Below are 24,614 nucleotides of genomic sequence, written 5' to 3' on the forward strand. Positions count from 1 at the left end.
TGTCCGGTGCGGGAGTTCATCGTCGAGGCCGACGGCGGGTCGCGGGGCAACCCGGGGCCCGCGGGCTACGGGGCCGTGGTGAGCGACGCGGCGACCGGTGAGACGCTGCGGGAGGCCGCCGAGTACCTCGGCGTCGCCACGAACAACGTCGCTGAGTACCGCGGCCTCCTCGCCGGCCTGCGCGCCGCCCACGAGCTGGACCCGGCCGCGACGGTCCACGTCCGGATGGACTCCAAGCTCGTCATCGAGCAGATGTCGGGCCGCTGGAAGATCAAACACCCCGACATGAAGCCCCTGGCGGCGGACGCGGCCCGGATCTTCCCGCCCGGGCGCGTGACGTACGAGTGGATCCCACGCGAGCGCAACAAGCACGCGGACCGGCTGGCCAACGAGGCGATGGACGCCGGGGCCAGGGGAGAACAGTGGTCGGCCTCGACTTCGACGGCGGACCTCGACACGCCCGCAGCGACTGTCGCCCCGCCGGAACCGCAGGGCCCACCGGGGGACGCGACGGCGGGCGCCGCGAGGGCACGCGAAGCCCTGGTGGCCAGCAGGGCTCCGGAATCCGGACCTTCTTCTCCCGCACCGCGTTCCGTGCCCGGGGTGACGGAGCAGCCGGACGCCGACGCCGACGCCGGCAAGGCCAAGGCCGATGCCGACGCCCGTGCCGCCAAGGCCGTTGCCGCACCGGGGTGGGCGCCCGCCGACATGGGTGCTCCCGCCACCTTCGTGCTGCTGCGGCACGGGGAGACGCCGTTGACGCCGCAGAAGCGGTTCTCCGGCAGTGGGGGCTCCGACCCCGCCCTCTCCGACATCGGCAGGGACCAGGCCGAGCGAGCCGCCGCCCTGCTCGCCCGGCGGGGCACGATCCAGGCGATCGTGTCGTCGCCGCTGGCCCGTACCCGGGAGACCGCCGGGATCGTCGCCGCCCGGCTCGGGCTGGACGTCAGCGTCGACGACGGGCTGCGCGAGACGGACTTCGGCGCGTGGGAGGGCCTCACCTTCGCCGAGGTGCGCGAGCGCCACCCCGACGACCTGAACGCCTGGCTGGCCTCCCCGGACGCCGAACCCACCGGCGGCGGCGAGAGCTTCGCGGCCACCGCCACCCGGATCGCGGCCACCCGCGACAAGCTGGTCGCGGCGTACGCGGGCCGCACGGTCCTGCTCGTCACGCACGTGACCCCGATCAAGACACTCGTCCGCCTCGCCCTCGGCGCCCCGCCGGAGTCGCTGTTCCGGATGGAACTGTCGGCGGCGTCCCTGTCGGTCGTCGCGTACTACGCGGACGGCAACGCCAGCGTCCGGCTCCTCAACGACACGTCCCACCTGCGCTGAGCGCCGCCGCCTCACGGGCCAGCACCTCGATGCGGCCCCAGTCGCGCGCCGCGACCGCGTCCTGCGGCAGCATCCAGCTCCCGCCCACGCAGGCGACATTGGGCAGGCCCAGGTAGTCCGGGGCGGAGGCCGGGCCGATCCCGCCCGTGGGACAGAACCGGGCCTGGGGGAGCGGCCCCGCCAGCGACTTCAGATACGCCGTACCGCCCGCTGCCTCGGCCGGGAAGAACTTCATCTCCCGCACCCCGCGCTCCAGCAGCGCCACGACCTCCGAGGTGGTCGACACCCCCGGCAGGAACGGCACGCCGGAGCCCCGCATCGCCTCCAGCAGCACGTCCGTCCAGCCGGGACTGACCAGGAAGCGGGCGCCCGCGGCCACCGTGTCCGCGACCTGCTCGGCGGTGATCACCGTCCCGGCACCGACCACCGCCTCCGGCACCTGCCCGGCGATCCGGCGGATCGCCTCCAGCGCCGCCGGCGTCCGCAACGTCACCTCGATCGCCGGCAGCCCGCCGGCGACCAGCGCCCGCGCCAACGGCACGGCGTCACCGGCATCCTCGATGACGACGACGGGAACGACGGGCGCGAGGTCCAGCACGGAGGCGGGCAGGGGAGAGGACATGGCCGTATCCTGCCGCCGAGCCAACAGCATGCGCAAAGGGCATTGCGCATGCTGCAACCACGTCTCCGGCGACCGTTAGTGCACCTCGGTCACCAACACGTCCAGCGACCACGCCTGCCCCGCCTTCGCAGGGGCCTCCGCCTCCACGACGTACCCGAGATCCCGCAGCGCCTCCACCAGCTCGGCCGGACCCTTCGGAGCGGCCCCGGCGGTCAGCAGGCTGCGCACGATCCGCCCCTTCGTCGCCTTGTTGAAGTGGCTGACGACCTTCCGGGTCGGCGCGTGCAGCACCCGCACGGCCGCCGTCCGCCCGGCGACCTCGCCCTTCGGCTTCCACGCGGCGGCGTACGCGGCGGACCGCAGATCCAGCACCAGACCGTCCCCGGCCACCTCGGGAAGCACCGACGCCATCGGCGTACGCCAGTGCGCGCCCAGCGCACCGAGCCCCGGCAGCCTCACCCCCATCGAGCACCGGTAGGACGGAATCCGGTCCGTCACCCGGACCGCTCCCCACAGCCCGGAGAAGACCAGCAGCGACCGTGCGGCACGCCGCTTGGCCGCCGTGTCGAGGGTGGCCAGGCCGAGGGCGTCGTACAGCACGCCCGTGTAGATCTCCCCGGCCGGCCGGGTCCGCGCGGTGAGCAGGCCGGCGTTCTTGGCGACCTCGCCCCGCAGCCCCTCGCTCAGCCCGAGCACCTCGCGTGCCTTCTCCTCGTCGCCGGAGCACAGCTCGACCAGCTCGGCGAGGACGGCCTCCCGGGCGTCGGACAGCCCCGGCAGGGACAGCGACTCGGGCTTCAGCGGGGCACCGCGGCCGGAAGAGGCCTTGCCCTCGGACGGCGGCAGCAGGACGAGCACGGGTACTCCTTCGATCGAACTCCGCCGACAGCGTACGGGGAGCTCAGACGCGGGCCCGGCCGAGGGCGCCGCCGAGGGCCCGGACCAGGCCGTCGGCGTCGTCGGCGTGGAAGCGGACGATCCGCACCTCGCGGCGCCGGCCGAGGAACGTGACGTGGGTGACCGGCTCGGTCAGTTCGAGCGTGACGGTGGTCTGCGAGCCGACCTCCACGTCCAGTTCGCCGTCGGCCCGCTCGTGCGTCATCCGCAGCTCGCGCCGCACCGAGGCGATCCGCTCCAGCGGCACGCACAGGTCGACATGGACGTACCGCCGTATCCGGAGCCGGCCGGCGTCCGTATCCAGCACGTGCGGCCGTACGACGGACGAGGCGTGCAGCGCGACGACGAGCACGATGCCGTACACGTCCAGGAAGAGCAGCACGGCGTGCGCGGTCGGCCAGTCGCGCAGCAGCACGGACATCGCGACCGTCTCGACGAGACACACGAACCCGAACCCGAACATCATCGCGCCCTGCCCGCGCGCGTACCCGAAGACCTGCCCGCCGCGCGCCCCCTGCGTGCGCCGCGCCACCCACAGCACGAGACTCACGAGCAGCCGCGCCTCGTGCCGTACGACCAGCCGCGCGACCCTCACCGCCGCTCCTCGGCGAGGAGACGCAGCGTCCGGCGGAGCGCCTCCGCCTGGGCCGGGGCCAGGTCCTCGTAGAAGGCGCGCAGCACACTGTCGTCGCCGTCGAGATCCCCGATCTCCGGGAACAGCCCCGGCGGAATGCAGTCGGCGAGGGCCCGCGCCGCCCCGGCGACGCGTGGATCGTCCGGCTCCGCGTCGGCGAGCGCGTCGAGCAGGGCGTACACCTCGTCGGCCCGCGCCGCGGCGTCGGGCCGGCCGAACACCTCACCCAGCGACGACACGAGCTGCTGCCGCGCATCGTCCGGCATGACCGTCTCAAGGAACGCGATGATCTCGCGGTCCTTGGCCGCCATCGGCGAGTCCGACAGCTGCGCGGTCCCCGCGAACAGCGCGGCCAACTCGGGCGACACCGGCCCCTCGGCCGGCAGCCCGCCCTCCGCCTCCAGCAACGCCCGCAACCGCCCCCGCCGCTCCCGGATGGCCTCCTCCTGCCGCGCCAGATCCTCGTCCAGCTCGGTCAGCACCTCGACGAGGTCCTTGGCCGCGTCGTCCGCCAGCACATCCCGCACCTCCGCGAGCCCCAGCCCCAACTCGGTCAGCCGCCGGATCCGCGCCAGCACGACGGCGTGCCGCAGCCCGTACTCCCGATACCCGTTCGCCCGCCGCTCCGGCTCCGGCAACAGCCCCTGATGGTGGTAATGCCGCACGGCCCGCGTGGTGACACCGACGACGCCGGCGAGTTCTCCGATCCGCATGGGACCAGTAGAGACGTTGACGTTGCGGCAAGGTCAAGGACCGGCTGTGGCTTCTGACGGCGGTCGTGATCCTGTGCCACGATCGAGGGAACGGTTCCCGATCTGACGGACAGGTGATCGTGCGGCAAGTGATCAAGCAGTCCCGGACCGATATGGACTTCTCCGGGAACAAGGGGCTGACGTCGCCGAGCGGCGGCGCCTGTCCCAAGAACCACCTGGTGCCGGACGTCACCTTCGGCCCCATCGAACTTCTGCTCGTCGACCGGGACACCGCTCAGGTCGCGCTGTTCAGCGAACCCAAGCAGGACGACTACCGCGAGCATTGCGCCCGCCCCTTCGGTAAGCCGATCACTCTGCCCGAGCCGTTCGCTTTCGAACTGGACACCACGGACCTCCTCTGATCCCCTGTGAGCCGGGGGTACGAGATGAGCACACAGGGGCGGATACGGGAACAGGCCCGCTGGGCCAGGGCGCGGCTGGGGCGGGGCGGGCCGCCGCTGGACCTCCTCACCGCACACTTCGACCGGCACGTCTACGCCCCGCACGCCCACCGCGAGTTCACCATCGGCGTCACGGTCGGCGGCTCGGAGGTCATCGCGTACCGGGGCGGGCAGATCCACTCCTACCCGGGCTCGATCGTCGTCCTGGAACCCGGCGAGATGCACACCGGCGGACCGGCCGCCCGCGAGGGCTACGCCTACCAGGCCCTGTACGCCGAGCCGTCCCTCCTCACCGACGGCACGCTCGGCGGTACCCCGCACTTCCGCGACCCCGTCCTGCACGACCCCGAACTGGCCACCGCCCTGCGCGCCGCCCACACCGACCTCAGCGCCTGCCCCGACCCACTGGAGGCCGAGTCCCGGCTGCCCTGGCTGCTCACGGCCCTCGCCCGCCGGCACTCCTCGGCCCGGGCGAGCGAGGACACCGTCCCCGGCGCCGGCCACATCGCCAGAGCCGTACGCGACCGCCTCGCGGACGAACTGCTGGAGCCCCCGTCCCTGACCGCCCTCGCCACCGACCTCGGCCTCTCCCGCTACCAACTCCTCCGCGCCTTCCGCACGACGATGGGCGTACCGCCCTACGCCTGGCTCGCCCAGCACCGCGTGACCAAGGCCCGCGGCCTCCTGGAGAGCGGCCTGCGCCCCGCCGAGGTCGCCGGACTCGTCGGCTTCGCCGACCAGGCGCACCTCACCCGCTGGTTCCGCCGCGTGCTGGGCGTGACCCCGGCGGCGTACCGCAACAGCGTTCAAGACGCGCCGGGGTGAGGGCACCGAAACTCGCCGCATGACTGCACGCGGCTGGTTCCTGTTCTCCCTGATGGGAGTGGTCTGGGGCGTCCCCTACCTGATGATCAAGGTGGCGGTGGACGTCGTGTCCCCGTCCATGGTGGTGTTCACGCGCTGCGCGCTGGGCGCCGCGCTCCTGCTCCCGTTCGCGCTCCGCCAAGGCGGTCTCGGCCGTACCGTCCGGACCCACTGGAAGCCGATGCTGGCCTTCGCGGTCATCGAGATCATCGGCCCTTGGTGGACCCTGACCGACGCCGAACGCCATCTGTCCAGCTCCACCGCCGGACTCCTCATCGCGGGCGTGCCGATCGTCGCCCTCATCCTGGCCCGCTTCTTCGGCGACGAGGAACGCGTGGGCGCCCGCCGTGTCGCCGGACTCGCCCTCGGTCTCGCGGGCGTCACCGTCCTCACCCTGCCCCACCTCACCGGCGGCGACGCCCGCTCCCTGGCCGAGGTGCTGGTGACGGTCGTCGGCTATGCCACCGCCCCGCTGATAGCCGCCCGGCACCTCAAGGACGTCCCGACCCTCCAGCTGATCACCCCCTGCCTCACGCTCGCCGCCGTCGTCTACGCACCAGCCGCTTACCTGACCCGGCCCGCCACCATGCCCTCGGCCGAGGTCCTGGCCGCCCTCGCCGGCCTCGGCATCGTCTGCACCGCGATCGCGTTCGTGGCCTTCCTGGAGCTGATCAAGGAGATCGGCCCGACCCGGGCCGGCGTGATCACCTACGTCAACCCGGCGGTCGCCGTCGCCGCGGGCGCCCTCTTCCTGGACGAGGAACTGACCCTCGGCATCGGCGTCGCCTTCACCCTGATCCTGGCGGGCTCGGTGCTGGCCACGGCCGCGGCGCCGAAACGGGAGATCCGCCGGGTACCATGGTCCACACGGCAGACGAGCCGGGCGGACGGCCGCGTGGAGTCCCCCTGACGGGGAGCTCCCCGAGGAACGTCCGGGCTCCACAGGGCAGGGTGGTGGCTAACGGCCACCCGGGGTGACCCGCGGGACAGTGCCACAGAAAGCAAACCGCCGAGGGCTCCGGCCCTCGGTAAGGGTGAAACGGTGGTGTAAGAGACCACCAGTGCCTGGGGTGACTCAGGCAGCTAGGTAAACCCCACCCGGAGCAAGGTCAAGAGGAGCGCCGTGAAAAGCGCTCTGCGCGGACGCTCGAGGGCTGCCCGCCCGAGTCCGCGGGTAGACCGCACGAGGCCGGTGGCAACGCCGGCCCTAGATGGATGGCCGTCGCCCCGGCTCCCGCGAGGGAACCGGGGAACAGAACCCGGCGTACAGCCCGACTCGTCTGCCGCTACCTGCGGCTTTGCCTTGGAAAGGGCCTCTGATCTGGGACGGAGGCCCTTTCCGGTCTTTCGGGGGCTTGCCGCGTTACGCGGCGGAAAGTCCCTCGGAAGTCCCTCGGACAGGGCTGAAAGTCCCTGAAAAGTCCCTGGAACGGAGGGGCGGGCGAGGCCTCTGGGCTGGGCAGTCGCGTCAGCCGTCGGAGCATGACGTAGGGCTCGCAGCCCTCGGGATGGCCCTTGGGCTGGCGGGATTACGCGGCCTCGGCGTTGGTGGTCGTGTGGGGCCGTGCGGCCCATTCGGCGCGCGCTGCGGCGAGCCGGGGGTGCATCGCGCGAAGCTCTTCCAGCTGCCCGGCCACCGTCTCGATGAACTCGGCCAGCTGGTCGGGATCCATCGGACGGGTGTACATGTCGGCGGCCACTTCCACCAGAACGTGCGGGACGCGGTAGGCCGGGCTGACTGTTGAGTCCGGACTCACGGCGAGGTGCGCGCAGAGCAGCTGCCAGGACATGTAGTCCTCGTAGCCCTCGGTGTATTCGGCGTGGGCCACAGTGCCGTACAGCTGGTGGTGGACGTCGGCCGGGTGGCGCGTTCCATCCATGTCGTCGGTGTGATCCACCGTGCACCAGGACGGACACGTGACGGTGTGCCGGGTACCGTACCTGTCGTCGTACGTCCAAGTGCGGCCGGCCGTTGCCGCGGTTTCGATGGTCTGCCCGGACATCAGGCCAGCGATCTGTGTACGTGCTGCCCGGAGCTTCGCCAGGTGCACGCTCATATCGCTGATCAGTTCGTCTATCTCCCCGAGGCTGAGCGTCGGCCAGTCGCCGCCGGCCACGAAGTCCAGTCCGGGCGCTTCGTCGTTGACCTGGGACAGGTGGAACGCCATGATGCCGTCCCTGTGCCGTCCAGCGTACGGGCGGTGGGCGCCCATGGCGGTGAACGGGCCGTGGTGAAAGTGCTCGTTCGCGTCCTCGTGGTCCGCCGGGTCTCCCGTGCAGAAAGAGACGCCGTCGGGGCAGGAGGTCGTGTCCGAACCATTTGGCGGCTCGCCATTGGTGGAGGCATCCATCGTGTCCGCGAGGGCCTCAAGGGCATCGGCGAACCTACGGAGCTCCTTCGCCTTCGCGCGGGCCTCGATCGCGTCCGTGTCCGTCTCACCCAGACCTATGACCGGGTCGGAACCCGAGAGGTCCAGCAAACGCGCGTCCAGAAGCTCGCGGTCGTCATTGCCCATGACGACATGCCTGGCTCCGAAGTGGTCGTCGTGGACACCGGTCTCAGTGCACCAGTCCGGGTGGACGGCGCAGAGCTGGCCGTCATCCTTGAGGGCGGTGAACTCCTTGGTGCTGCTGCTGTCCGTCGTCGATACGGCGATGCTCACGTTCTCGTCCCTTGTCGTAGACGGGCCGGATTCGGATGCCTGGGGCAGGGTGCGGGTGTGACCGCTGGCTTCCTGCCTTCTGTTGCCTGGCTCCTCGTTGCTCAGCCTCGCTCAGCCCGCGCACACGTTCTCCGTCCTAGCAACATCTGTCCTCAGGGCTGCCGTTCGGCGGTAAACTACGCGCCTTTTGCGGCCCGTTAGGACGACGATGTCTCGTCACGAAGTACGGCTGATCACTAGCAGGAGACACGGCGTTCCGCTTCATGCGGAACTTCGCAACGGAACAGAGCTGGCTCTGGCTGGGAAGAGCCTGCACAGTGCGGCGGACGCACACTAGTTGCCGCGTTTGACGCGTCCTCGGATTGCGAGGGCGGCGAGACCGAGCAGGACGGGTTCGGTGAACCGGGACGTCATCTCGATGTAGTCGCCGGCCGTGGTGAGGTCCTGGCCGCTGGAGCGAAATACGACGGAGTTGAGGGTCAGTTTGAGGGCCTTCTCGAACCGTTGGCTCGTGTACCGGTCGTCGGTGGGGTTCTTCGGATCCTCTTTGTCGATCTCGAAGGTGACGGTTCCTCCGCCGGCCGGGACCACACCGGTCGCCCGCTGTTTGGGCGAGTTTTGGGGCAGGCCGAAGCCCATCATCAGGACGATGGTCGTCATCATGGCGAGGGCCAGCCAGCCGAGGGCTCGTGAAGCGCGCATGCCGTATCCGGACAGCAGCCAGTACGCCCACAGCAGCCCGCGCTCGCCGTGCGGGGTGTCGGTGCGGTCGTGGCGGCGCATCTCCATCTCGCCGTAGTAGAAGTCGGCGGCGCCGGGTTCGTTCTTGCCGTCCTCGAAGGCCTTGCGAAGTTGGCGGTAGAGGGCGGCGACGGTCTCCGGGGTGGGGGTGAGGCCCGGGTCGTGGTGGTGAGGGCCGGTACGCCAGTGCCGGGGCGAGGTCGGCGGGGCCGACTGGCCGGAGGATTGCGCACGCCAGTGGTGTTCCTCCGCCAGGGTGCGACGTCGTGTCCACCAGTGAGGCCATAGGAAGCGACGGTGGAGACCCGTCGGAGTGGGGGCGAAAGTGCAGCGGCCCTCCAACCGTAGCTGGTCCAAGTGGAAGGCCCCGGAGAACACGCAGTCGCTCAGGTCTACGTCGGTGAGGACCAGGTGGGCGGCGTCCAGTCCCTGCACCGACGTCACCGCAACCGTGGGCGGAAGGTCGGCGAGTGGGCTGTCGTCCGGCTCGAAGGAGCTGGGGTCGGCGATGACCGCCAGCGGGGCGTTCAGTACCGCGCTGGTGAGATCGACCGTCGCATAGCGCACTCGCCGCTTTGCGGTCTGCTCCCAGTGCGTTCGGGCACAGGTCAGGCGGCGTGCGACGACGCGGAGTGTGAACGGGACGGTGAACAGGGCCGTGGACAGGTCCACCCAGCCCCCGCAGACCAGGGGCCCCAGATCTGGGATGCCGGGGAATCGGGCGTTCGCGAACGAGACTCCCGTGCCGATGCGCGCCCCGTGAAACCACGCGCGACCATTGAACTGCGCTCCCTGGAACAGCGCGTCCTCGGCGAATCGTGTTCTGTCGAACCTCGCGCCACCGTCGAACCGAGCCGCCATGAACCGGGCACGGCCTGCGAACCTCGCTTCCACGAAGGCGGCCTCGCCGACGATTTCGACTTCGTCGAACTGAGCCTCTCCGCCGAACTGCGTGCCGACGAACTGAGCCTCACGGCCGCAGCGCACGGCACGAAAGATGGCGTCTCCGCCAATGCGCGTCCCGTTGAATCCGGCATCCTCGGCGAATCGGGTCGCGTGGAACGAGGCGTCGCTGAACTGCGCCAACTCAAAGTGCGCGGCATCCTCGAACTGTGCTTGGAAGAACCAGCCACCGTCGTTGAAACTCGCCGCGATGAACGCGGTGTAGCCGCCGAATCGCACCCCGTTGAAGCGGGCCGCACCACGGAACTGGGTGCCCTCGAAGCGGGCGTCACCGCTGAACTCCGTGCCGTCGAAGTCTGCCGTCCCGTCGAACTGCGCCGTCTCGAAGTGCGCAGCGCCGATACTGACCCTGCCGGTGCCGGCATCGCGTAGGGCGTCGAGGAGTTCTCCGAGGAGTGCGTCGCTGAACGGAGTTCCTCGATGATCGATGTCCGAGCCGGGCCCGAGAGTCGTGAAGTAGGCGGATCGCTCGGCGTCCGTGACATGGGCAAGGCAGGCATCGTGACTGGGGATTCGAACCCCAGGGCAACCTTCTAGGGCTGTCGCGGGGGCCGCACCCTGCCCGCACTGCGGCCAGGGTTCGTCGGGGGTGACAGTCATCGCAGCTTTCTTCCGATGCACCTGAAGGGCGCCCAGACTGTCACACCTGACCCGCGGCACGTGCGCAGCAGAGGGGTACGCCTGGGACAGGGGTGATCGGAGGCAGTCGCCCGTACGGCATGAGCGTGTTCGGTAATGTGACGCGGTGCACTTCACTACGGCGCCCAATGCGCGGGAATCAGCGCGTACTCGTCCAGGCATAGCGTGGCTCGGAGACGACAACTGGGATGACTACGGGTTCAAGACAGTCTTCCAATTGCGTTGCTACAACGGCATCCGCGGCGTCAACGTCGGTGCAGTGAAGATCGGCTCCTTCGGCATGGAGGCCGGCCGGACTTCCCTGCCCGGACGCTTCGAAGCCCTTGAGCCAGGGTTTTTCTCCCTGGGAGTGGATGAGAGCTATTACGCCACGCTCCGTGACGAGTTCGATGACGAAACGCGCCTGGCCATCTTCGCCGGACTGCGTGATGTCGCCTACGACGAAGAGCTGTTCGAACAAGCACGCAACGAACCCGTCATGCGGGAATCACTGCTGCGCGGCACAGATGCCGACACGGTCTGTACGCAGTACCGCAGGATCGCCAATGGCGGGCCCACACTCTCACGCTTCCACGTCCGCTACCGGCAGGAAGCGCTGTCCGGGAGCGCTCCGACACTCACCATCGAACTGACGGTAGACCCCGACAAAAACCCTCCCAGCAACATCCATGCGGTCATTGGAAGCAACGGCGTAGGCAAGACACGCCTGCTGCACAACATCGCCCAAACCACACTCGCCTCACACGGCAGGCGGCGCCGTAGTTCTCTGGAGGACAGGCTCGACCACCGCCAGCATCCCTTCACCAACGTCGTGTACGTATCGTTCAGTGCTTTCGACCCGATGGGCCCGCATCAGGTCATTAAGACGCCGTTTCTGATGGCGTGATCGCTCGTTGAGCCGTGCATGACGGATCTGGTGGAGCGGTTGGTGCCGGACGAGTTATGGGTGCTGTTCCGTCGGGTGGTCCCGCCGACGGAGGTCATACGCCCGCAGGGCGGCGGGCGACGTCGGGCCGGTGACCGCGAATGCCTGGCAGCGATCATCTTCGTGGCCACCTCGGGCTGCACTTGGAGGCAGCTGCCGCCGGTGTTCGGGCCGGCTTGGCCCACGGTCTACCGGCGCTTCGCCCAGTGGAGCCGGGATCGGGTGTGGGCCAGGCTGCACCGGGTGATCCTCGACGAACTCGGCGCTCGGGGAGAGCTGGACTGGTCGCGGTGCGCGATCTATTCCGTCAGCATTCGGGCGGCAAAAGGGGGCCACTGACCGGACCGAATCCGACCGACCGTGGCAAGCCGGGGTCGAAAATCCACCTCATCACCGACCGAAACGGCGTGCCGCTGTCGTTGGGCATCTCCGGCGCCAACATGCACGACAGCCTCGGCCTCAAGCCGCTCGTGCGCGGGATACCGCCCATCCGCTCCCACCGCGGCCCGCGCCGCCGACGTCCGGCCAAGCTCCACGCCGACAAGGGCTACGACTACAACCACCTGCGGAAATGGCTTCGCGAGCGTCACATCCGCCACCGCATCGCCCGCAAGGGCATCGAGTCGTCCGCGCGGCTCGGCCGACACCGCTGGGTCGTCGAGAGAACGGTCTCCTGGCTGGGCGGATGCCGAAGGCTGCACCGCCGTTACGAGCGAAAGGCCGAGCACTTCCTGGCCTTCGTCGGCATCGCAGCAGCCCTCATCAGCTACCGCCGACTCACCAACTGAAACGACGTTTTTTAATACAGCTCAGCGTTGGTGTGCCTGAGTGTATCCATCACCACAGGTGTGGTGCTATCGCTGGATCGGGTGAGCTGTCGGTCCGTGGTGATGCATCCGGTACACCGGTCTCTGACATCAGTCCAGCCCGGAGGTGCGTCCGTGACGTACCTGGTGGCGGTAATACCTGATCGCGCCCACGCCGCCAATAGTTAGAGCGAGAGCTCGGGCGACCTCGATCCCAAGACTGCCTGCCACCTGCAGATCACCTCCTGCAACGCTGCGGGCTGCGCTGAGTGCGTGATATCCCGGGACCCAATGCGCGACGGTTGTTAGCCAGGACGGATATGTAGATGGCGGGATAAAGAGTCCCAAGGCCAGGGAAAGGAACCAGACGGCTAGGTTGATGACGGTGAACACGTCCCTGACATAGAGCGCGAAGACTCCTAGAAGCATCCCCAGCGCTGAAGCCGACAGAGCCCCACACAATAGGCAGCCGAGCAAGACTAGCAATTCGTTAACCGACAGGCTCACATCGAGTAGCGCCATGCCCACGGGGAGGGCGAGGGCCCCTGCTACGGCCCCGAGGAAAGAGTAGGGTATGTGCCGCAAGAAGATCGCTGGCCCGAACCCTCTCGGACTGATCAGAAGGGCATGGAGCGTGCCATAGTAGCGTTCGCTCGTCACCGACATTACTCCGCCTGAAAGTGCCGCCATGTTCGCTGCGAGCATGGCACCGCCGATCAGGTAGAAGGTCCCGTCCTCGACATCTAGGAAGCGCCCGAAGAGTCCGTAGAATAGGAGGTCGAATACGGGCGTGAAGACGAACGCCAGAAGGAAGTCGGTAGGCCGAGCCCAGTTGAATAGGCCCCGAAACGAGAGTGAATTGATCGACAGTATCCCCACAGCCATGTCGGCATATCTTTCGAGCGCTCGATTTGGCGTGTGTCGGCTATCGTGGGCTACCATAGGTGCATACCTCCATGAGACCGAGAGGACCGAGCTGCAGCGGTAACAGCCATCCATCCGATGGCCCCATAGATGAGGCTTAGTAAAAAGCAGATTCCGATGGCTTGCAGGTCCCAAACGCCTCTCGTAGCTGCACGCAGGGCTTGTGCTCCGAAGGTCATAGGTAGGAGCTTGCTGATGAGCTGCACTGAAGAAGGAAGTGTGGATACGGGGATCAGCACGCCTGACAGAAGCCAAAGGGGCGCGATGACAGCCTCAGCCACGGACTCTGCCTTCCGTACCCGAACGAATACCGCGGCGACCATGAACCCAACCGCACTCATAGCAATGACCGCAATTCCAGCGGTGACGACTAGTTCGAAAACAATACTGCTAGCCACGCTCACGTCGAAAACAAAGTAGGCCCACGCGACTGTGCCGAGCATAGCCTCGAGCCCGAACAGAGATACTGCAATTGTCATGGAAGCGATTGAGCTCGGAAAATATCCGGGTGCAGCAAGCAAAAGCTCAAGTAGCCCAAGGCGTCGTTGCTCCTTGATCAGGCCACCAGCTCCATACATAACGGTGGTCCACATGCCCATGAGGCCTGCCCCCACCGTGATCGCCAATGGGTCGATCTTGTCTGGGCTGGCCTCCGCGATTAGGTGCGCGATCGTGGCATAAAAGATCGGCAGCAAGAAATTGAGAGTCGCATCTATCCGCGACCTCGAAAGGTAAAGCAGATAAAAACGGACATTGGATACAAAGGAGCGAAGAGGCGTGAGCGGGCGAGTCATAGGGCGCCCTTTTCGTGAGACTGGCTCACCAACGCAACGTACTTGTCCTCGAGAGTTGGCTCGCGAAGTTGTAGATCCAGCACCTCGGCTCTATCGTCTCGGGCGGCAGCCTCACGGACTACGCGTGATGCTTCAATCTTCGTATCCACGGCAAAGCGCACGGTGAGTAGTTCGCGATCGCTGAGCGGCTCTAGAAGGCAATTGACCACGGCAGGGTGCCCCCGTAGGACCCTGCACAGACCTTGACCGCTTCCCTTGATCTCCGCTCGCACGACAACGCCAGTGTTGGCAAGGGCCCCGAGGTCTTTGCTTGTCCCCTCGGCGATGATGCGTCCGCCCGTGATCACGGCTAGGCGGTCGCAGAGCTCCTCGGCCTCAAACATGTAATGCGTGGTGAGGAGGATCGTCTTACCCGAATTCTTCAGCTGCCGGACGATGTCGCGTACGTCTCGCGCAGCCAAGGGATCGAGCCCATTCGTTGGCTCGTCCAGGTAGATGATGTCTGGATTATGCAGGAGGCCCCTGGCTATGTGGAGTCGCTGCTTCATTCCTCGCGAGAATGTCTCGACACGGTCGTTCTGGCGGTCCGCGAGGTTGAGTATTTCGAGGAGTTCGCCGATGCGGGTGTACTGTTGCTTTAGGGGTATTTGATAGAGATTGGCGAAGTAGCGTAGGTTATCGCGAGCGCTGAGTCGATCGTAAAGACCCTTGTCGCCGCCGAATACGTAGCCAATCCTGCTCCGAACCTGCTGCGGATGCAGCACTGCGTCCAGGCCGTTCAAATATACTTCCCCGCTCGTCGGAGCCAGGAGAGTTGTCAGGATTTTGATGGTTGTCGTCTTGCCAGCTCCGTTGGGGCCAAGGAGTCCGAACAATTGCCCTCTTGGGATGTCGAGGTTTATGCCTCGGAGAGCCTCGAACTTCTGCACCTTCCGGTTCAGACGCCAGACCATTCCTTCCGCGATGTCGAACTCGCGACGAACATCCTTTACCAGTATCGCAGACATGATGTGACTTGCACCCTCCTATTGGGCTGCGAGGAGTCCCTGACCTCGGAACCAGCTTGTGAATTCACTGAAGGGATCGGATCCTTCTTTCATCAGCAGACCGATTCCCATAGCGAGCAGGCTGTGGACGCGGCTGATCCTAGCGTCGTGATCTGACGCCAGGTAGTGGCCGGCTGCCTGCTCCCAGCGAACCAAGACCTCCGTCACCGTCGAAGTGTTATGCATGTCTGTGAAATTGTGCCTTATGGGCATGAGCGGCCCCGCGCCATCTGCCATTGTGCTCAGGTAGAGCCAACTACCGAGAACGCCCACAAACGATCCAGCGATGTCTCGTTGGGATTGCGTAGCAAAGCGAGCCGCGATCCTACGGGGGTGTAATGGACCTTCACAGGCAACCCCGCAGGCGAGTGCAGACCAGACGACAGCAGCGGATCGCTCCTCGGTGACGTCATCCGGCGCGGTCGATTCAGCGGAGTCGACGATGACGGTTAGATGAGGTCCGATACGAAAGCTCGATTTCGATGGCAGAGAGAGCTGAATCTGACCTAGGGGATTGACCAGTTGTGACGGAGAAGGGCTAAGTAGTCTGCGCGCAATAACCTGAGGTCGTGGAGCCTTTGTGCGGTAGCCGAAAAGCCGAAGAGTCGCATGCGGGACCTTATTCAGTGCCTCGTTGAGGGCTGTCGTCCCCCACTCCCAGCGATCTGTCCACACGAGTTCGACGACCGTGCGGCCATGCAACACGGTCGGCACAGCGATGATGGACGGGCCACGGACGGTGGCGGAAATACGAAAGGCGTCGTCTGCGGCCTGCATCCAATTTCCGGCTTCCAGGCCCCGTCTGATTGCGTCGGCCGTGGACGGTCGCAGCCAGTTACCGGCGACTTGCTCGAGTTGGTTAAGCTCTGTAACCCCATCTGGCTCGACACGGTGGATGGATTGCTGCAGGGACGCCAACGCTGAGGCCACGTCGGATGCGTCGGGTTCAGCGGACAGTTCGCGACTCCTCTTCTTCCTGGGCGGTACGGAACTGGCGGAGTGACAGCACAGGCCCGAGGTCTTCCACGTCCACGGCGATGGGGGCTTGGTCGGGGACGTCAACCTGGGCCAGGGTGAGCTCGAGGGACTCGGCTACCGCCTCCATGACGCCCAGAAGGTGCCCCAGGTCGAGGAAAATCGTCGAGTATGCAGTGCTCGCTCGGTATCGCCACTGCACACGACGGGCCGCAAGATGGACGGCTATCCGTGCGTGATCAATCGGGACCTGGGAAACGGGATCGGCCGGCAGCCGTACGAGGGCGTGATCCACAGGATCGTACGCGAAGAGCACAGGACCCAACTCGCGCTGGGAATACAGAGTGACGGTGAGATCGAACGGGTGGGCCGCACCGTGCGAGGGAGCAACCCGCAGACTGCGGGGCAGTGGTCCAAGCGACGCCGGCTTGATGACAGCGTGGCTGTAGTAAAGGACGCTTCCCAAGACGTAGTGGGGGCGATCGGGTGCATCATGAACCGGATGTGGTAGGCGGACGCGCCGGAGCGTCGCAGGCCACTGCCTGTATGCAGCAGGCGGAGACTCAGCGGCAGCGAACTCCTCCATCTGTTGGAGGTCACTGCTCACGATGCTCGGATCCCGGTAGTCCGCAGGAACGGTGAGGTTGGCCAGCCGCCAGTCCTGCAGTGCCGGCCCACCACAAGGCGCGGACACGCGGGAAGAGACCGGCACCAAGATTCCCGCCCGTCGAAACGAATCTAGACAGCGACCGACTACCGCTTCCGGAATGCCTATCGCGGCCGCCACATCGGCGGCTGTCTCAGGGGTGACAGATCCCAACTCGATCAGTCGGCACAGAAAGTCCCAAAGAACCCCGTTGTTGATGCTCAGCTCCCGTGCACCGCCGAGGAAGGGGTCGTCGAGGAGCCAGCCATCCGCGTAACGCAGAAGGGATGCCGTTGGTGACACGGTCAGAGCGGATGCTGGTGCAGTCATTCTCAGCCTCCCAGGAATGCAGGGGTCAACCCGCTGGGTGCGCGCGTGCCTGGGGTAAATTTAGGCATTCCGGGACAAATTACTCGCAGTACGTGCAGGCCGAGTGCGTCAGTGAGTTCGTCGCCGGTGTCGACCGTCGCGACTGGTCGGTCGATGGCCTTGAGCAGGGAGTCGACCTCGTCCCGCTCCGTGGGGTCTGTGCCAGCTTCTGCCAGTTCGAGGCAGCCTGGGGATGTGGGGAAATCCCGCAGGAAGCGTGCCCGAAAGTCGTCGTCTATCAAGGTGTGGCCGATGGCAGCCCCGAAGACGAGCTGGCCGTCTCGGGCCACGGTCAACTGGGGAGCGGTGTGCATTTGGAACGCTTCTCTCCAGGCAGCACGTACGGCTGCGTCAGCGCCGAGTGCTGCGCCAGCACCGAAGGCAGCCCTGAAGCCTTCTTTGGTCTCGGTGAAGATGAGGCATCCCGCGACCTGCCAGCGCCCAAGCCGTACATGCCATGCCTCGCAATCGCTCTGAGGCAGGGCCAAGGTTGAAGCGTGCAGCAGCGCGGTGGCCACGAGACTGTGGTCGGAGCAGCGTCGGCTGCCCTGTTGCGTCCACCACTGATGGAGTCCCGCCCGCTCCACACACTCGCGAAGTCCATGAAAGATGGCGGACTCCTTCGAGGTGTGCGCTGACATGCCTGTCGAGTCCGTAGTGCATGGTGACCCGCCCCGCCATTGGGATGCGAGGACGGTGTCCTGTAGTGGTAGCCACAAGGCGGAGCCGTCCAATGTGTGCGCTGCTGCCCACCACGTCGGAGACTCAGCTGCTTCTAGAGGCAAAGTGGGACCCGGAGGCCGCCCAGCAAAAACGAGTTGCCCACGGGGTCGCCTGAGCGAGCAGCGTCGTTCGAGTGCTTCGATCCAGCCGAGAGTTAGGGCATCGTCTGCCGTGCTAGCCACACCGCCGCCGACCATGGCGGGATAGCCCCGGGTCCCGCCCGGGACAGTGAGGACGACGTCGGAGGACCACAATCCGGCGTCCGGGTCCTCGATCACTTGTTGCCCGATGAGCGGACCGTAAGGAGCATGGACGCTTACGCCTTCGGGAGGAGACGTGAGGGAAACCCGAAGCTCGTCCCCGCGGGGATGCTCAAGGCAGTCGGGATGCACCACGGAAGCAGGCGATAGGGCAGGGATCGTGACAGCGAAGGAGCCTGCTTCTGCTGCCCACAGTCCTTTGCACGAGGGGCACTCGGCTGAGGGAGACAGGAGGGAGGGAAGACCGCAGATACTCATTAGGCCAGAGCCATTGCGTAGAGCGGAAGGTGAAGCTGATCCGGCAAGGCAAACACACGCCGAACCACATCATCGAAAAAGCCACCAAGCGGGCAGTGTGAGATGGCACGGGCCTCGAAGGCCAACGCCAGGTTCTGAGACACGTGACCGGCTTCGAGTAGTGCGTACCGGTAGCCTCGCTCACCGTAGCGAGATCCGATTCCGTGCATGTCAGCAACCAAGATAAGGACCGCCTGCACCGTGTCCGCCCGCAGGACGGTCGTACGGAGGAGTTCCGGAATCTCTCCTACAGTGGACCCATCCACGTGAACGGCCTCTAGCGGGACCAACGTTCCCTCGACGGGGGCGAAACGGTAGGCGCCGGGATCCAGCCCTTCCACATCACTGGCGTAGCAGTAGGCAGACACCGCGTAGCACCCACCGGCGCTGGGATAAGGGCGCAGGCCGGAGTCAGCGGACGGTGCCATCGCGCTGCACAGGGCACCGGTCAGCGTGTCCCGCTCGAGCCGCGATGCTCGGACCCGCCTTGAGCGGCGCCCGCGCAGAATGCGGTCCAGGTGCTCGGCGTCGCCGGGCTGAGGTGACGCGAGCGTGACCTGGGTTCCCGCGTCTTGTTCGAAAGCCTCGCCGTCGCGCTGCAGATCAGCCGGCGTCGGTTCTGGATAGCTGCCGTAGGTGGACTGCTGATGGAAGTTCAGAGCAGCCTGCACGTAGTACTCAGTCGGGACGTCCATGGCCTGCGCTGCTATCCAGCCGAAACGAGGTAGAGGCTCGATTCCTCGAACCGGTTCGTCCCGATGAGGTTGTCCGCGAGCGTCGGCAGGTGAGCCGGAGTCGGAAAGCTCGTGAAGCCGAATGCCGTCAGCGCCACAAGATACCTCTGGGCAAACTGACCGACCAAGGTCAGCAAGGTTCGATATGCCCGAGGGTCGCCCTCGTAGCGCAGCATGTGCCGTTCCCACACTGCAGACAGGAGAAGCGCGCAGGAACCGCTGCTGGCCCGTTCCTGCCCGGTAAACGCGGTGCGCACTTCTTCGCGGAGATTCCCGGCCCGGACCAGCGATAGTCGGTGCCCGGCTGGATCGTAGTGGTAGAGACCAGCGGGTATTCCGACAACATCGAAGGCGACGAAGTAAGTTTCGAGGTCTGCGTAAGCGTTCTCAAGCAGAGCGGAGGGACGCGTTTGGTACTCGTCCTCGGCACGGCGGCGCATGGCCACCAGCGGCTTGTTGGTGTCCAGCAGTATGCGACTGACCTGCCCGGCGTCCATCTGCTGTCCTGACCAGGGGATGTGGGTGCGCCTCGATAGCAGAACATCGCCCAAATCCCTTTCAGGGTATTTGGTCGGCTGTGGAAGAACGACGACCTGATCAGTATGAACCTGCTTCCAGAACGTCGGAAGGCCGTGCCTTGCGATACGCTCACGTAGGAGGTCATCAGGATCGCGTGAATCGGCTGAGTCGATGACGTCGCTGTATTTCTGCCCCTCGGAGCGGCAGTGGAGAACCAATGCGTCCAGCCACCCGTACTTCTTCCACTGCCGCACTTCTGGCATCAGCGGGTGCTCATATTCTGCGTCCTGCAGTATTCTCATGGAGATGAGCTTAGCTACGGTCTTCTCGGCCGCCGCAGGGTCGCAGTCGAACACATCAGCGCAGACCTTGACCAGTTCGGACTCGGTTACGCTCCCTTGGATTCGCCCGAAGAGTGAGAGAAAACGTGTGTCCGATACGCTGACGGACTTGTTCTCCAGGAGAAGGTCACAGATGACCGGGCTTCCCAGACGTACACGCATGAAGTCGTTGAGCCGGTACAGGGTCATACTGATCAGTCCTCCCACCCTATAGCCATGAACGACATTGCCGGGTTCATGAGTCTGTCGTTTCCAAGCATCGCGGTGACTGCCTCTTCGTTCATCGAGAACGCGCGAAATGTGGTCAGCCCGAGAGTTCGCGAAACGAGAGAGGCGGTTTCGAGCACATGCCCTGCGTCGTAGTGCAGAACTCGATAGGAATTACTCTCGTGGTAGCGGTACATGCTGGCATGAACTCTTGTTGTCAGCAGGATGACCGCCGCCGGCGCGGCGATACGCCACCGAGGCACACCGACAATATTTACTGCCACCCAATCTTCATCCAGGTTCTCTCGGATGAGCTCGAGTTCATGATTCTTTACACCATAGTGGTAGACGCCACTCGCGAGGTCGGCCACATTGAGGGCCAAGACATAAGCCTCGGTAGGGTGCCGGCTTCCCCCGGAAGGGCTAGTCTTCGTTATGTGTTCGCCAGTTACGGGCAACTTCTTGGTGCCCGTCTGACCAAAACCGAACCACAAGATGCGGGAGAGCGTCGCGACATCCAGTGCGGCACCGGTTCGGGACTCCAAAGCCTCGTCCAGCGCAGTCGAAACTGAAGCCTTGAGCTCCCTCCCGGGATCCGGGAGCTTGGTCACCTCTTGTGAGACTGCCGGCATGTAGACGGCGGGTGGCACCTCCATGGAGGTGTACTCGCGCATCAAGGCAACATCCTGGCGTTGCCCGTCCTGATGACTGTAGTCAATGCGTGGAATGGCGTCTGTGGAGGCGTGATACATGAATGCATCGGCCCAGCCGTACTTGTCCCACAACTCCTTGCCACCGAAGAGGACTTTCTGCTCATCAGATTCGTCAGTGACCAGAATGGTGACCGATATCAGTCGATCGATTTCCGATCGGGCGATGGCTTCAGATGTTCCTGTCAAAGCGGCGATGCGTTCCGTTGCCTTTTCGACGGGGGTCCACTGGTCAAGTTCGCTGAGAAACGCCATCAGATTGCTGTCACGAAGCGTTCCGCTGCCGAACGAGCGTGCCTCGCGGGGGCTTCTGAGATAGACATCACCCGCGACGCTGCGTATCTGGATATCAAGCGCACATCGAACTTGCAACTTACCGCTTCCTTATCTGAGGCAGTTGTCGAACTCTTCAGCAATCCGGGAAGGTGAGAGACATGCGATCGGGCGCATGGAGCCTCTGGTAGTGGTCATCCAATGCCGCTGGTAGGGCGTAGTCCTCACCCTTTTTCGTGAACAACCTTTGGCGAATTTGAGCTGCCTTGTTCTTGAGCAGAACAGGCGCATCGTTGGCGACACGGGCCGCCGCTTCCCCGGAATAGATTTCGGTCAGAACTTCCCGAATCGCGGCGTGTGCTTCCTTCCACGCCAGGTAAATTTCACCGTCAACGACTCGGAGAGCATCTGCTGCATGAAGCGTTGCCCCCCAAAAGCAGCCGTGCTCTCCATCGAGGGACTTCCCGATGCCATTCGCCTCCGGGGCCAATGCGTTGCCCACCCGTATAGACCTCAGCAGGCGCTCGGCAACTATGAGTTCCTGCGCCAACGTGGCACGCTCGCCCAGCTCGCCTTCCAGGATGCCCAGCGCGATGAAGGCACTCATGTCCACGCGCATTTCTTCGATAGGCCCGTAGTCCATGCCGAGGTCAAGTTTGTGGCCCGGCTCAGCGAACAGCGGCATCGGGCCACTAGCGTGCATCATCTCGTGGAGTGTGAGCCAGAGCGTGAAGGCATCCTCGAGTTCCTCGTCCGAGGCGTCACACAGAGCAGAGGGCCGGAAATCGACGTGCAGGCCGTCAACCAGAGGCCTGGTAAGACGCTCGAACCGGGAACGGACGACGTTATGCAGAAGCAAGGACCTACGATTCTCTTGCTGACGCGCAGAATCTGTCCATCCGTCGAAGTAGAACGGAGTGAAGAGTGCGATTGCACTCGCACTGGCGTCTGCGAGGGGGCCGACTGCCGCGGTCAGGTCGTAGAACTCCACATGTCGGCCCATGAAGGAGCACGGGGCTCCGAACATTGCCTTACCGATCCGCTCGGTTGCTTGCTCCAACATGGAGACCGTCTCGGCGGAGTTAGGGCGCCGTTCCAGAAGGAAGAGCCCTGTCTTCGAAGGGCCGGCCTCCGCAGCACGCATCGGACCAAGATAGAAGTTTACCTGCTGGCCTTGTGAGCGGGCGAAAGCTTCCACCGCATCGTCCCAGGAGCCGTGGCGCAAACCTGTTGCGATGCCATTAAGTAGATCCTCAGAAACCCCTACGTGAAGCAGAGCGGATCGGGCGTGGGAAAAATCCTCCAAGACCTTTGCGTGCGGGGCACTCTCTCGGACAGCGGCGCACAGACGCAGCCATTCGGGGCGCTCGGCGAGTTCTCGGGATACCTGACCGCCGAGAGCGACATGAACTGAGTTACCTGGCGCCTGCTGGTCAATAAGCAAGGTATGCCTCCTGTGTCGACTCCAGTAACAGCCCCGGTGCAGCGCAAATATTGAGAGCTGCTCCAGTCAAGTGATATTCCGGTTTACTCTTGGTTAAGCCGGTAGCGCACCTCGAGTTCGGCAGGGTTCTCCCCGATAGGACACACTCGGGGATCGAGGCGCCATCCGGACTTCTCATAGAACCTTCGCGCACGCCCGTTCTGCTCGAAGACCCAGAGCGTTGCCTCGTTGATTCTCTGCTCGGCCCAACGGCGCTGCGTCGCCGACATCAGGGCCTGACCCACCCCTGCGGCCCAGAGAGTGGGGTACACGTAGAGGGCGTAGAGTTCCATGATGGAACCGCCCTTCAAGTCGTCATCACGCGCCGGCCCAAAGGATGAGAAGCCGACGATCCCATCGTTCAATTCGGCGACGAGGAGTTGTGCCCCGGTGCTAGGTGAAGATGAAATTTGTCCGCGCCAGAAATCCGCAGACTTGTCGACGTCCAGTGCCTCTAGCTCATTCGCGGACAGGATGTGCGCATAAGCCTCACGCCAGGTTGTCACCTGGATTTGGGCAACGTTGCGCGCATCACCGGCCTCCGCTGGCCTCACTGTTGGGGTCAGAGACGGCATGTCTGTGGTTCCATTCGCTGGCGATGCACTGGAGCACGGATGAAGAAAGGCGGGTCAGTGCCGCAGTTGCGGCACTGACCCGCCGCTGCCGCTTATTTAGCGGATGCAGCCCTGCTTCAGCATGGTCTGCGCCGGCTCGACCTCGGAAACCTCGATCTCGAAGATCGGGGCAGCGAGCTTCTCCGTGTCGATGTCGTTCGTGCTCACGCCGGTCTTGGCAGTCTCTTCGATCGGAGAGGGCATTCCAAACTCCTTACGTAGTAACTGAACTGACACGTGAAGGTTATGTTGCGTCGCCCCATGGAGCAAGATCTTTACTTTCGCTCGACGCGCCTGTTATAGGGAGGGTGCAAAGCTGGACATTCTATCGAAAGTGGAGTAAATATTGCGCCCGGTTTGACCTGTTGCTATTGGCGCGAGTGGATTGCCTGGTTGTAAATCTCGCTTGTCTCCGGCGCGTAATATTGGCTGATTCTCATCGCATGGCTCGATTCATTAACAGGGGGCGGCAGATGTGGTCGCTCAGGTCTGCCGCCGTCCTTTCAGCTCGGACGAAATCTCGGCCATCCACACCTCCGATCGGCATCGAACTCGCGACCATGAGCCCGCCGCCGGAGGAGTAGCAGGGGGACGGCCGCAAGGACGCCACAGACGCAGCGGAGGCCATCCGGGAGGCGCTGGCCGGTCTGGGCCTCCCCGATCGCGTCTGGCAGCGTGCGACCGATGGTGACCCACAGCGGCAAGCCCTATGTCCACCTGGGCATGGTCCGCGCGGACGTGGCCGAGCGGATGGCGGAAGCGATGCAGGCTTCCGCCAAGGCCGTTGAGTAGCGTCAGGTGCTGCCTTGTTGCTGCGAGAGCAACTTGGCGTACTCCTGAGTCTCCGAGGCGAGGGTCTCAGCCAGATTGCTCAGATAGAGCTTGGGGGGATCTCCCCGTCAGTGATGCTGTGCTTGATCGAAACACCAAGTCCGGAAAGGGCCTCAAGGTGGCCCTGCAACTCCTTGAGCAGCACTCGGTGCCTGTCGAGCTTGGTGGTCTCCTCCAAGAGGACTTCTGGCGAAACACCCTCCGCACTGAGCAAGTTGATGAACAGCACGGATGTGTGGGTTCTGACAGTCTCGTTGGCCGTTTGCAGGGCCTTCTTAAGTTCGGTGTGAGCCCTTCGGACACGCTTACGTTCGTTGTCCCGGGCCTTCTCGGCCTGCTTGCGCTCGTCCTCGCCACGCTGCAATTCGGCACGATGCTCGTCGTCGAGCCGGGCATGCCGGAGCTGCTGTGCCTTCTCGCGGTCGGCTTGTTTCACCTTGAACCGCTGGCGTAGATCACCGGCCCAGGCCTTCGCTGCCTCGACGCTGGCGATGCACCAAGCGGCTACCATGCCGCCCAGGAAGCCGAACAGCGCGCCGCCGAGCAGCGCCGCCCAGTCGATCAACTCAGGCCCCTCCCCCGTGTTCCTGCCTGTGGGGCTGGGGCGTAGCGCGGGTTGCGGGGCT

The 24,614-nt window shown here is 65.1% G+C and carries 22 protein-coding genes, 1 other RNA gene and 3 pseudogenes; 7 read left to right on the forward strand and 19 right to left on the reverse strand.

The window, feature by feature from the left end:
• The first annotated feature begins 6 nt into the window (after positions 1 to 6).
• Positions 7 to 1,335, forward strand: coding sequence for a bifunctional RNase H/acid phosphatase (locus ABZ192_RS11325; RefSeq protein ID WP_356924257.1), 1,329 nt, complete (start codon positions 7 to 9; stop codon positions 1,333 to 1,335).
• Here the strand turns inward: ABZ192_RS11325 and ABZ192_RS11330 are convergent.
• The 4 genes from ABZ192_RS11330 to ABZ192_RS11345 all read right to left on the reverse strand — a co-directional run bounded on the left by ABZ192_RS11330 (position 1,310) and on the right by ABZ192_RS11345 (position 4,201).
• A complete protein-coding gene (locus ABZ192_RS11330) occupies positions 1,310 to 1,957 on the reverse strand; it encodes a bifunctional 4-hydroxy-2-oxoglutarate aldolase/2-dehydro-3-deoxy-phosphogluconate aldolase (protein WP_356924258.1) in 648 nt (215 codons plus the stop codon). The genes ABZ192_RS11325 and ABZ192_RS11330 overlap by 26 nt on opposite strands.
• A gap of 75 nt (positions 1,958 to 2,032) precedes the next feature.
• Positions 2,033 to 2,815 (reverse strand): peroxide stress protein YaaA, encoded by a 783-nt coding sequence (gene yaaA, locus ABZ192_RS11335; protein WP_356924259.1) that lies wholly within the window; start codon positions 2,813 to 2,815, stop codon positions 2,033 to 2,035.
• A gap of 43 nt (positions 2,816 to 2,858) precedes the next feature.
• Positions 2,859 to 3,449 (reverse strand): hypothetical protein, encoded by a 591-nt coding sequence (locus ABZ192_RS11340; RefSeq protein WP_356924260.1) that lies wholly within the window; start codon positions 3,447 to 3,449, stop codon positions 2,859 to 2,861.
• A complete protein-coding gene (locus ABZ192_RS11345; protein WP_356924261.1) occupies positions 3,446 to 4,201 on the reverse strand; it encodes a MerR family transcriptional regulator in 756 nt (251 codons plus the stop codon). The genes ABZ192_RS11340 and ABZ192_RS11345 overlap by 4 nt, the downstream gene beginning before the upstream one ends.
• Before the next feature lie 113 nt (positions 4,202 to 4,314).
• Here ABZ192_RS11345 and ABZ192_RS11350 point away from each other — a divergent pair.
• The 4 genes and pseudogenes from ABZ192_RS11350 to rnpB all read left to right on the forward strand — a co-directional run.
• Positions 4,315 to 4,602, forward strand: a pseudogene (locus ABZ192_RS11350) (Uma2 family endonuclease); the annotation flags it as partial.
• A gap of 24 nt (positions 4,603 to 4,626) precedes the next feature.
• Positions 4,627 to 5,466 carry an AraC family transcriptional regulator gene (locus ABZ192_RS11355; protein WP_356924262.1) on the forward strand — a complete coding sequence of 280 codons (840 nt, stop codon included), beginning with the start codon at positions 4,627 to 4,629 and terminating at the stop codon, positions 5,464 to 5,466.
• Between the two features lie 82 nt (positions 5,467 to 5,548).
• A pseudogene (locus ABZ192_RS11360) lies at positions 5,549 to 6,265 on the forward strand (DMT family transporter); the annotation flags it as partial.
• 115 nt (positions 6,266 to 6,380) lie between these two features.
• An RNA gene (gene rnpB, locus ABZ192_RS11365) (RNase P RNA component class A) lies at positions 6,381 to 6,788 on the forward strand.
• Between the two features lie 246 nt (positions 6,789 to 7,034).
• Here rnpB and ABZ192_RS11370 read toward each other — a convergent pair.
• The 3 genes and pseudogenes from ABZ192_RS11370 to ABZ192_RS11380 form a co-directional block, all read right to left on the reverse strand.
• Positions 7,035 to 8,168, reverse strand: a complete 1,134-nt coding sequence (locus ABZ192_RS11370; protein WP_356924263.1) for a hypothetical protein — start codon at positions 8,166 to 8,168, stop codon at positions 7,035 to 7,037.
• Positions 8,169 to 8,501: 333 nt separating this feature from the next.
• The gene (locus ABZ192_RS11375) at positions 8,502 to 9,581 is read right to left on the reverse strand and encodes a hypothetical protein (RefSeq protein WP_356924430.1); all 1,080 of its coding nucleotides are present in this window, start codon (positions 9,579 to 9,581) and stop codon (positions 8,502 to 8,504) included.
• Between the two features lie 96 nt (positions 9,582 to 9,677).
• Positions 9,678 to 10,673, reverse strand: a pseudogene (locus ABZ192_RS11380) (pentapeptide repeat-containing protein); the annotation flags it as partial.
• On the opposite strand from ABZ192_RS11380, the gene ABZ192_RS11385 reads away from it, so the two are divergent.
• On the forward strand, positions 10,618 to 11,397 hold the full coding sequence (locus ABZ192_RS11385) for a hypothetical protein (RefSeq protein WP_356924431.1): 780 nt from the start codon (positions 10,618 to 10,620) through the stop codon (positions 11,395 to 11,397). The pseudogene ABZ192_RS11380 and the gene ABZ192_RS11385 overlap by 56 nt on opposite strands.
• An 18-nt stretch (positions 11,398 to 11,415) precedes the next feature.
• Positions 11,416 to 12,224 (forward strand): IS5 family transposase gene (locus tag ABZ192_RS11390; RefSeq protein ID WP_356924264.1). Its coding sequence is split into 2 segments (ribosomal slippage): positions 11,416 to 11,763 and positions 11,766 to 12,224, totalling 807 coding nucleotides; the frame shifts between segments, so codons are not numbered across the junction.
• Positions 12,225 to 12,353: 129 nt separating this feature from the next.
• Here ABZ192_RS11390 and ABZ192_RS11395 read toward each other — a convergent pair.
• From ABZ192_RS11395 to ABZ192_RS11450, 12 genes are all read right to left on the reverse strand, one after another.
• Positions 12,354 to 13,127, reverse strand: a complete 774-nt coding sequence (locus ABZ192_RS11395) for an ABC transporter permease (protein ID WP_356924265.1) — start codon at positions 13,125 to 13,127, stop codon at positions 12,354 to 12,356.
• 50 nt (positions 13,128 to 13,177) lie between these two features.
• A complete protein-coding gene (locus tag ABZ192_RS11400; protein WP_356924266.1) occupies positions 13,178 to 13,960 on the reverse strand; it encodes an ABC transporter permease in 783 nt (260 codons plus the stop codon).
• Positions 13,957 to 14,967, reverse strand: coding sequence for an ABC transporter ATP-binding protein (locus ABZ192_RS11405; protein WP_356924267.1), 1,011 nt, complete (start codon positions 14,965 to 14,967; stop codon positions 13,957 to 13,959). The genes ABZ192_RS11400 and ABZ192_RS11405 overlap by 4 nt, the downstream gene beginning before the upstream one ends.
• A gap of 985 nt (positions 14,968 to 15,952) precedes the next feature.
• On the reverse strand, positions 15,953 to 16,930 hold the full coding sequence (locus ABZ192_RS11410; RefSeq protein WP_356924268.1) for a hypothetical protein: 978 nt from the start codon (positions 16,928 to 16,930) through the stop codon (positions 15,953 to 15,955).
• A gap of 29 nt (positions 16,931 to 16,959) precedes the next feature.
• A complete protein-coding gene (locus tag ABZ192_RS11415; RefSeq protein ID WP_356924269.1) occupies positions 16,960 to 18,237 on the reverse strand; it encodes a YcaO-like family protein in 1,278 nt (425 codons plus the stop codon).
• Positions 18,237 to 18,971, reverse strand: a complete 735-nt coding sequence (locus ABZ192_RS11420) for a SagB/ThcOx family dehydrogenase (RefSeq protein ID WP_356924270.1) — start codon at positions 18,969 to 18,971, stop codon at positions 18,237 to 18,239. The genes ABZ192_RS11415 and ABZ192_RS11420 overlap by 1 nt, the downstream gene beginning before the upstream one ends.
• Before the next feature lie 11 nt (positions 18,972 to 18,982).
• Positions 18,983 to 20,059 (reverse strand): SagB/ThcOx family dehydrogenase, encoded by a 1,077-nt coding sequence (locus ABZ192_RS11425; RefSeq protein WP_356924271.1) that lies wholly within the window; start codon positions 20,057 to 20,059, stop codon positions 18,983 to 18,985.
• A gap of 5 nt (positions 20,060 to 20,064) precedes the next feature.
• A complete protein-coding gene (locus ABZ192_RS11430; RefSeq protein WP_356924272.1) occupies positions 20,065 to 21,159 on the reverse strand; it encodes a SagB family peptide dehydrogenase in 1,095 nt (364 codons plus the stop codon).
• A 37-nt stretch (positions 21,160 to 21,196) separates the two neighbouring features.
• Positions 21,197 to 22,504 carry a hypothetical protein gene (locus tag ABZ192_RS11435; protein ID WP_356924273.1) on the reverse strand — a complete coding sequence of 436 codons (1,308 nt, stop codon included), beginning with the start codon at positions 22,502 to 22,504 and terminating at the stop codon, positions 21,197 to 21,199.
• An 83-nt stretch (positions 22,505 to 22,587) separates the two neighbouring features.
• Positions 22,588 to 23,118 carry a GNAT family N-acetyltransferase gene (locus ABZ192_RS11440; protein ID WP_356924274.1) on the reverse strand — a complete coding sequence of 177 codons (531 nt, stop codon included), beginning with the start codon at positions 23,116 to 23,118 and terminating at the stop codon, positions 22,588 to 22,590.
• A 96-nt stretch (positions 23,119 to 23,214) separates the two neighbouring features.
• Positions 23,215 to 23,361 (reverse strand): hypothetical protein, encoded by a 147-nt coding sequence (locus tag ABZ192_RS11445; RefSeq protein ID WP_344010295.1) that lies wholly within the window; start codon positions 23,359 to 23,361, stop codon positions 23,215 to 23,217.
• Positions 23,362 to 24,028: 667 nt separating this feature from the next.
• Entirely contained in the window at positions 24,029 to 24,553 is a 525-nt protein-coding gene (locus tag ABZ192_RS11450) for a hypothetical protein (RefSeq protein WP_356924275.1), read from the reverse strand.
• Positions 24,554 to 24,614: the final 61 nt, after the last annotated feature.

The sequence above is a fragment of the Streptomyces sp. NPDC006235 genome (assembly GCF_040613735.1).
Taxonomy (GTDB): domain Bacteria; phylum Actinomycetota; class Actinomycetes; order Streptomycetales; family Streptomycetaceae; genus Streptomyces.

Coding starts and splice junctions, on each gene's coding strand:
- ABZ192_RS11415 (WP_356924269.1), bottom strand. CDS start 18,237: ATGAGTATCTGCGGTCTTCCCTCCCTCCTGTCTCCCTCAGCCGAGTGC.
- ABZ192_RS11345 (WP_356924261.1), bottom strand. CDS start 4,201: ATGCGGATCGGAGAACTCGCCGGCGTCGTCGGTGTCACCACGCGGGCC.
- ABZ192_RS11395 (WP_356924265.1), bottom strand. CDS start 13,127: ATGGCTGTGGGGATACTGTCGATCAATTCACTCTCGTTTCGGGGCCTA.
- ABZ192_RS11445 (WP_344010295.1), bottom strand. CDS start 23,361: ATGCCCTCTCCGATCGAAGAGACTGCCAAGACCGGCGTGAGCACGAAC.
- ABZ192_RS11330 (WP_356924258.1), bottom strand. CDS start 1,957: ATGTCCTCTCCCCTGCCCGCCTCCGTGCTGGACCTCGCGCCCGTCGTT.
- ABZ192_RS11355 (WP_356924262.1), top strand. CDS start 4,627: ATGAGCACACAGGGGCGGATACGGGAACAGGCCCGCTGGGCCAGGGCG.
- ABZ192_RS11405 (WP_356924267.1), bottom strand. CDS start 14,967: ATGTCTGCGATACTGGTAAAGGATGTTCGTCGCGAGTTCGACATCGCG.
- ABZ192_RS11400 (WP_356924266.1), bottom strand. CDS start 13,960: ATGACTCGCCCGCTCACGCCTCTTCGCTCCTTTGTATCCAATGTCCGT.
- ABZ192_RS11425 (WP_356924271.1), bottom strand. CDS start 20,059: ATGACCCTGTACCGGCTCAACGACTTCATGCGTGTACGTCTGGGAAGC.
- ABZ192_RS11440 (WP_356924274.1), bottom strand. CDS start 23,118: ATGCCGTCTCTGACCCCAACAGTGAGGCCAGCGGAGGCCGGTGATGCG.
- ABZ192_RS11420 (WP_356924270.1), bottom strand. CDS start 18,971: ATGGACGTCCCGACTGAGTACTACGTGCAGGCTGCTCTGAACTTCCAT.